Origin of the sequence: Streptomyces sp. NPDC096040 (genome assembly GCF_040303265.1) — a bacterium.
Lineage (GTDB): Bacteria > Actinomycetota > Actinomycetes > Streptomycetales > Streptomycetaceae > Streptomyces.
Window position 1 is genome coordinate 22291 of sequence record NZ_JBEOTA010000059.1, and the last position, 6494, is coordinate 28784.

8 protein-coding genes and 1 pseudogene are annotated in these 6494 nt (G+C 66.6%); 2 read left to right on the forward strand and 7 right to left on the reverse strand.

Annotated features, from left to right (window positions below):
* The first annotated feature begins 144 nt into the window (after nt 1–144).
* Nucleotides 145–1764 carry an ISL3 family transposase gene (locus tag ABTY98_RS40515; RefSeq protein WP_352226176.1) on the forward strand — a complete coding sequence of 540 codons (1620 nt, stop codon included), beginning with the start codon at nt 145–147 and terminating at the stop codon, nt 1762–1764.
* Between the two features lie 138 nt (nt 1765–1902).
* Here the strand turns inward: ABTY98_RS40515 and ABTY98_RS42445 are convergent, their stop codons facing one another.
* The 7 genes from ABTY98_RS42445 to ABTY98_RS40545 all read right to left on the reverse strand — a co-directional run bounded on the left by ABTY98_RS42445 (nt 1903) and on the right by ABTY98_RS40545 (nt 5649).
* Complete coding sequence (locus ABTY98_RS42445) at nt 1903–2124, reverse strand: DUF7848 domain-containing protein (RefSeq protein ID WP_502994484.1); 222 nt, start codon at nt 2122–2124, stop codon at nt 1903–1905.
* Entirely contained in the window at nt 2124–2327 is a 204-nt protein-coding gene (locus ABTY98_RS40520) for a hypothetical protein (RefSeq protein ID WP_351974893.1), read from the reverse strand. Before ABTY98_RS40520 ends, ABTY98_RS42445 begins: the two co-directional genes overlap by 1 nt.
* Before the next feature lie 88 nt (nt 2328–2415).
* Complete coding sequence (locus tag ABTY98_RS40525) at nt 2416–2937, reverse strand: DUF5753 domain-containing protein (protein WP_352226182.1); 522 nt, start codon at nt 2935–2937, stop codon at nt 2416–2418.
* Entirely contained in the window at nt 2938–3312 is a 375-nt protein-coding gene (locus ABTY98_RS40530; RefSeq protein ID WP_352226177.1) for a helix-turn-helix domain-containing protein, read from the reverse strand. It abuts the gene before it with no gap.
* Entirely contained in the window at nt 3246–3770 is a 525-nt protein-coding gene (locus ABTY98_RS40535; RefSeq protein WP_352226178.1) for a DUF6879 family protein, read from the reverse strand. Before ABTY98_RS40535 ends, ABTY98_RS40530 begins: the two co-directional genes overlap by 67 nt.
* On the reverse strand, nt 3754–3954 hold the full coding sequence (locus ABTY98_RS40540; RefSeq protein WP_352226179.1) for a hypothetical protein: 201 nt from the start codon (nt 3952–3954) through the stop codon (nt 3754–3756). The genes ABTY98_RS40535 and ABTY98_RS40540 overlap by 17 nt, the downstream gene beginning before the upstream one ends.
* Nucleotides 3955–4200: 246 nt before the next feature.
* Nucleotides 4201–5649: a recombinase family protein gene (locus ABTY98_RS40545; protein ID WP_352226180.1), complete on the reverse strand. Its 1449-nt coding sequence runs from the start codon at nt 5647–5649 to the stop codon at nt 4201–4203.
* Nucleotides 5650–5714: 65 nt separating this feature from the next.
* Here ABTY98_RS40545 and ABTY98_RS40550 point away from each other — a divergent pair.
* Nucleotides 5715–6119, forward strand: a pseudogene (locus ABTY98_RS40550) (DNA-3-methyladenine glycosylase); the annotation flags it as partial.
* Nucleotides 6120–6494: the final 375 nt, after the last annotated feature.

Below are 6494 nucleotides of genomic sequence, written 5' to 3' on the forward strand. Positions count from 1 at the left end.
GATCTGCACCCTCCACGGCGGGCACCTGGGGAATTACGTGACGTTCGCCCTGGGGAATTACGGGCTCTGGCGCTGATCTTGTGACGCTGCCCGTGTCAGTGGTGGCTGTGATCATGTCTCGCGTGTTCTTCACGGAGTTTCGAGGTGCTGTTCCCTCATCTGGCTGGTGTCGTGGTGGAGTTGGTCGAGCGGGTCGCAGCCGGGGCGGTCACGATGCATGCGCGGGCCCGCTCGGCGGGTGCGGACTGCCCGCACTGCGGCAGTGCGTCGGACCGGGTGCACGGCCGGTACATGCGACGGCTCGCGGATGCCGCGGTCAGCGGTGCCAGTGTGGTGATCGAGCTGCTGGTGCGGCGGTTCAAGTGCCCGAACCCGGCGTGCCGGGCGGTGACGTTCGCCGAGCAGATCTCGGGACTGACGAGCCCGCATGCCCGCTACACGCCACTCGTGCGTGAACAATTGACCTCGATAGCTCTCGCGCTGGCCGGCCGCGCGGGAGCCCGCCTGGCCGGGGTGCTGGGCCTGCGTGTCGCCAAGGACACCCTGTTACGCCTGGTCCGCGCCACGCCGGAAGAACCCGTCGGACAGATCCGCGTGCTCGGTGTCGACGATTTCGCGCTACGCAAGGGCGACTCGTATGCCACGATCTTGGTGGATCTGGAGGCCCGGCGCCCGGTGGACGTGCTGCCCGGCCGGGACGCCGAACCGCTGGCCGCATGGCTGAAGCGCCATCCGGAAGTGGAGATCATCTGTCGGGACAGGGCCGGAGCCTATGCTGAGGGCGCCCGCAGCGGAGCACCGCAAGCGGTGCAGGTCGCCGACGCCTGGCATCTGTGGCACAACCTCGGCGAGGCCGTGGAGAAGACCGTCTCCGCCCACCACGCCTGCGTCCGGACCGCGTTCGAGAACACCCTACCGGCCGTCCCGCCGACCAGCGACGACATCTGGCAGACGCCACCGCCGCCGGCACCGGCACCGGCACCGGCTGTCGGGATGCTCGACGTCTGCGGACGGGAACGGCGCCTGGTGACCCGGACCAGGGAACGCTACACGGCCGTGCATCAACTCCTGGACGGGGGCAGCACGCTGGAGGAGATCTGCCGGACACTGCGCCTGGACCGGTCCACCGTGCGCCGCTTCGCCCGCGCCATGAACATCGACGAACTGCTGGTCAAGGCGACGCACCGCTCCACCATCCTGGACAAGCACACGCCCTACCTCCACCAGCGATGGAACGAGGGCTGCCGCAGCAGCGCCCAGCTCCACCAGGAGATCGTGGCCCGGGGGTTCACCGGAAGCATCCAGACCGTCCGCCGCTACCTCCGCCCGTTCAAGGCCGCCACTGCCGCGCCACCAGTGCCCCGTCCGGCTCCGCGGCCCCGCCGCATCGTCCGCTGGATCATGACCGAACCCGGGAACCTGACAGCCGACGATGCCGCCAATCTCAAGGAGATCCGGACCGGCTGCCCCGAACTCGACGCCGTCACCCGCCACGTTCGCGACTTCGCCGCCATGATGCATGACCTGCGGGGCGATCAACTGCCCGCCTGGATGGAGCGCGTCCTCGCCGACGACCTGCCAGCCCTGCACTCCCTGGTCAACGGACTGAGCCGCGACATCGACGCCGTCACGGCCGGGCTCTCCACCCCCTGGAGCTCCGGCCAGGTCGAGGGACAGGTCACCAGGACGAAACTACTCAAAAGACAAGGGTATGGACGAGCCAACCTCGACTTCCTCCGCAAGCGCGTACTCCTGACGCCCTGACCCGACAGCGTCACAAGATCAGCGCCAGAGCCGAATTACGTGACCGTCGACAAGAGTGCCTGAGACAGGCGCACAGCAGTTCAGGCAGGCTTCCGGCTACGTCGGGGTCGTTGTCGTACGTGGACGTACAACGCTGCCTTACTCAGCCCGCACCACCATGGCGAACGACGTACAGATCCGTCGGAAGCCTCGATGGTTGCTCAGGCCGGTATGGCTCATGCACTCGACGTCGACCGCCGCACTGTCCGGCGAAGGCTCCGCCTTCCACTTGCAGTGCAGGCAATCCGCTTCGAAGGTCACGCCCGTGTCCGGATGTCGCGTGATCCGGTGCGTCACGAACCGCAGGACCGCGCGCGACATCACTCGGCCCCGTGGTCTTCGCGGAGGTGCGTGCGAAGCACGACGTTCGCGTCCGTCGCCTTCGAGTAGTCGCCGACCGATCGGGCGTTGGCTCGGGTCACGGCGACGCCGAGGCACTGCCGACATCCCGCGACGGGGTTCGGGTCACCCTCCGGAAGGGTCAGATTCACCGGCCCTGCCATCGTCGTCTTGGGTGTACTCATCCGTGCGACCTCCCGACTGTTCGCCTGCCGAAGGATGAACCCCCGGGGTGCGCACGGGATGGCGCTTCAGTCGCGTAGTCGACTGAAGTCATGCGCGGCAAGCAGCGGACCACTCGGCGAGCCGTGCCCGAAGGTCTTCCCTGAAGAGGGCGTGTTCCTCGTACCCGGAGAACTCCTTCAGGTACGCCTGAACGTCTCGGCCGTCGCGAAGTACGAGACTTCCCGCTGTCGTCTCGAGGGCGACCAACGCCGCGTCGTAGATGGTGAACGTGCTCAGAGGGGTTCGATGCGTCGGTGTTCCTACGGGGATCACCCCGATCTGCACGTTCGGGAGGTAGGACAGGGACGCCAGCCGGTCCATCTGCTCGGCCAGTGCCAGTGGGGAGACGACCGGCCAGCGAACCGCCTGTTCGGTCAGAACGAATGTGAACCGCTTCGAGGCGTCGTAGAGGACGGCTTGCCGTCCCAGCTTCCCCGCTACGGCCTTGCTCGTGTCGGCCGGCGAGTGGGCCAGGCTCGCCCGTACGTACTCCGGTGTTGCGAGCAGTCCCGTAACCATCGAGAACAGGAAGTAGCGCATCTGCGTGGAGGACGCTTCGAGCGACTTCAGCTAGGCCTGTCTCGTACCGAGCCCCTTGCGCCGAAGTTCTCGAAGGTTCCGCCACTCGGTGTTCGCCATCCTGGCGAGGGTGGAGACCTCGGCGACCAGTTCCGGCGGAGCGTCCAGCGCTCGCAAGGTCTGCTCGACGTCGACCAGGGACGGCTGTGTCCGGCCGTTCTCGATGCGAGACACCGTCGACTGGGACATGTTGCAGCGCGCTGCGAGCCGGTCCCCTGAGAGGCCGACTCGCTTGCGCAAGTCCCGAAGCAAAGAGGCGAGTTCGGTACCAGACTCGCCAAGCTGCTCAGCTTCGAACGTCACTCCGTCACGCACTCCGCGTACTCCAGGCAGGGAACCGACTCGGCAACGGCGATGCGCTGCCACTCGATGAACGGCGCAGGGTCACCCCCATACAGCTCCCGGCTGATCTGCGTGCCGTCGCCCGCGTAGTGCATCAGGACGACCGTCGAGCGGTCGAACATCCAGAAGTCACCGACATCCGGCAACGGGTTGTCTCGCTCGGTCACGTCAAGGATGCGGATGTCCTCCCCGGCGAGCACGTGCGGGGCGTAGTACCGCGAGAACTCGAAGCGCAGGTACTCGGAGAGCGGTCGAGTCAGGACGTGCACTCGCCCCTTGCTCCTCCCCTCGCCGCGCAACCGCCTCAGGTCCTCCGTGTACGCGGACGAGTACGCGTGCGGGTCGACGCGCTTGCCTGCGCGGAAGGCTTCGAGTTCTTCCGCCTCCTGCGGTACGAGGTACTGAGGCAGGGTCTCCAGCCGCCAGGCTTCCGACTGGAAGCCTCGGAGCGTCGCCCGCCACTCCTTACCATCCAAGAGCACGAACGGCCTCCCGAAGAACGCTCTCGGGGATCTCCACGAGCCCTTCGCCCTGCGGGGGAGTGAAGGCGTCGGACACGTCGCCCTGAACCACGATGGAGCCGGAAGCGGTGCGGTAGACGTTCGGGCAGTCGTCCTCTCCACACGTGCCGCTGCCGGTGAGCCGAGTCAGTTCTTCGCGTGCCATGCGGAACCCCCTTGACTTGTCGGCCCGATCGGGCCGACCGAGACGACCGTACGGGGGCCGCTCGCGACCATCCATGCACGGATGTGACTCATGCACGTTGTTGCATGAACTGGGGAGCGAGAGGGGCGCACAGAGGCTCTGAGGGATGTACGGCTCTTCCTCGCCGGGTATGACGAAGGGCCCCGCCCGACTCTCGTCCGTGCTCACTGAGCGCCGACAGCCGGCCCGGCTTTCCGTGATCGGATCTCAGGGGTTCCGGAACGTGATCCGGCAGTGCTCGGCCTTGAAGGCTCGGACCCCTCGACCGCGCGGCGTCAGCTCGACTCGCTCGCAGACCTGCATGACGACGGTCCGCACGTAGTCGATGCGGTCAGGGTCCTCGTAGTCCAGTTCCTCCCACAGGTACTCGACGTCGCCCAGGTCGACGCGCACCCGATTCGCTGCCAGGTCTGCAAGCTCGGCCCGGATCTTGGTCAGGTCGGCGTCACACCTTTTGATGCCCGTCCGCAGGGTCGACGCGTCGATGTCCCCTACAGCGAACATCTCCGCCAGGGCGGTGCGCCTCTCGGACGCGGCAGTCTCCTCGGCCAGCAGTTCGGCCTCTCGCTCCTCGTCTGCGGCATCCGTGGCCGGTGCTGCGTTCCACTCCTCGGCCTTGTCGATGACCTTCCGGACCACGAAGGAGTCAAGAGCGTCTGCCGGGCAGGTGATGCATCGGCCACCTGAACAGGTGTAGATGCGGTACCGCTCGCCTGCCGCGTTCTTCCTGCTCCACCCCTGAGTGGCGACGGCCTGGCACTTCGAGCAGCGGACCACGCCGGACAACAGCGCCTTGCGCTTCCCGCCGCCGCCCGTGTTGCGCTCGGGGTCGCTCAGGTAGCGGACCAGCGCTCGGAACATGCCCTCGGAGACGATCGCCTCCCAGTTGCCCGCGCCGGTCTCCTCGGTCAGCCGCACGCGCTTCCCGTCCGGCTTCTCGACCCACTGCGAGTACGTCTGGATTCCCGCGTTCCGCGGCTTCAAGAGGACACCCCGAAGGTTCGAGCTGCGCCACTCCTTGCCGTGCGGTGAGAGCAGTTCACGGGCGTTCCAGTCCTTCGCGATGGACCAGAGGGAGACACCGGTCAGGACGTCCCGGTACGCCTGCCGTAGGGCTTCCGCCTCTGCCTCACGGTGCCTGCCGTCGCGCTCGAAGCCGAACGGGCGAGTGCTCCAGAAGGGCCTCCCCGACTCTCTACGGCGCTGATGTCCGAGCACCTGACGCTCTACTCGCATCTCGGTCTCGTTGCGAGCCACCACAGCGCCGATGCGAGCAGCGAGCCGGCCGGACGGGGTGGACAGGTCGAGCACTCCCTGAGCCTGTGCGGCGGCCAGCGTGACGCCGGTCGCCTCGGCCAGGTCCACCAGGTCCTCAAGATCCCAGGGGGTGCGGTACATGCGGTCGTAGTGGCGAGACACGATGGCGTCTGCCTTGTCGTCCTCCACCAGAGCCTTGACGCGCTCCCACTCGTTGCTTCGCTTGGCTCCCCGCTTGGTCGAAGCGGACGTGTCCTTCTCGACGATCACGGCTACGACTGACCAGCCGTTCCGGTCGCACAGCGCCTGACTCAACTCGACCTGTTGTGTCAGGTTCCCGCCCTTGGACTCCTCGCCCCTCGGGGTGGGGCTGAGCCTGGCGTAGATGATCGCTCGCACTGCCTGTCTCCTGCTTGTCGTTGCCCTGCCGATGATGCTGCAACGACATACATGCTTGGTGAGTCACCTACGGCATGTGGTTCTGCATGAACCTTGTCTGCGGTCCGGAGGGCACCGCGAGCGCGGTCCTGCTCCGCGCCGGCGAGATCGTCGAGGGCGCCGAGCTCGCCCGCAAACGTCGACTTTCAGCCCGATACGACAGAGAACTGGCCAAGGGCCCGGCCCGCCTGGCCACCGCCCTGGGCGTCGACCGCTCCCTGGACGGCACGGACGCGTGTGCCTCCGGCGAGACTCCCCTGCGGATACTGACCGGCACTCCCGTGCCGTCCGACCAGGTACGGAACGGTCCGCGCACCGGAGTCGCCGGCGAGGGAGGCGACGGTGACGTCCATCCCTGGCGTTACTGGATCGCCAATGACCGGACGGTCAGCCCCTATCGGGCCCATGTGCCCCGGCGTCGCTCAAGTTGACGCGTCCCTGGAAGGTGCGTAATGTAGCCCGAGCCGCTTGACCCGGGTACGGCATTCGCCAGCAGCCGGAAGCGGCCACCCACTACTACGACTTCCCTTGGCGGGGTCGAATTTGTCATGCCTTGCATGCGTGAATTCGAACTCACTGAACTCGATTATGAGTCTCGACGGGAATCGGCTAACGTAGTGAATGTCGAAAGGCCGACGAGCGAAAGCTGGAAAGCCCCGGACAATCCCGCCGACCGGGAATCGGATGCCGAAAGGATCTGATAGAGTCGGAAACACCGAAGGGAAGCCCGGAGGAAAGCCCGAGAGGGTGAGTACAAAGGAAGCGACCGTTCCTTGAGAACTCAACAGCGTGCCAAAAGTCAACGC

Coding starts and splice junctions, on each gene's coding strand:
- ABTY98_RS40540 (WP_352226179.1), bottom strand. CDS start 3,954: ATGGCACGCGAAGAACTGACTCGGCTCACCGGCAGCGGCACGTGTGGA.
- ABTY98_RS42445 (WP_502994484.1), bottom strand. CDS start 2,124: ATGTCGCGCGCGGTCCTGCGGTTCGTGACGCACCGGATCACGCGACAT.
- ABTY98_RS40520 (WP_351974893.1), bottom strand. CDS start 2,327: ATGAGTACACCCAAGACGACGATGGCAGGGCCGGTGAATCTGACCCTT.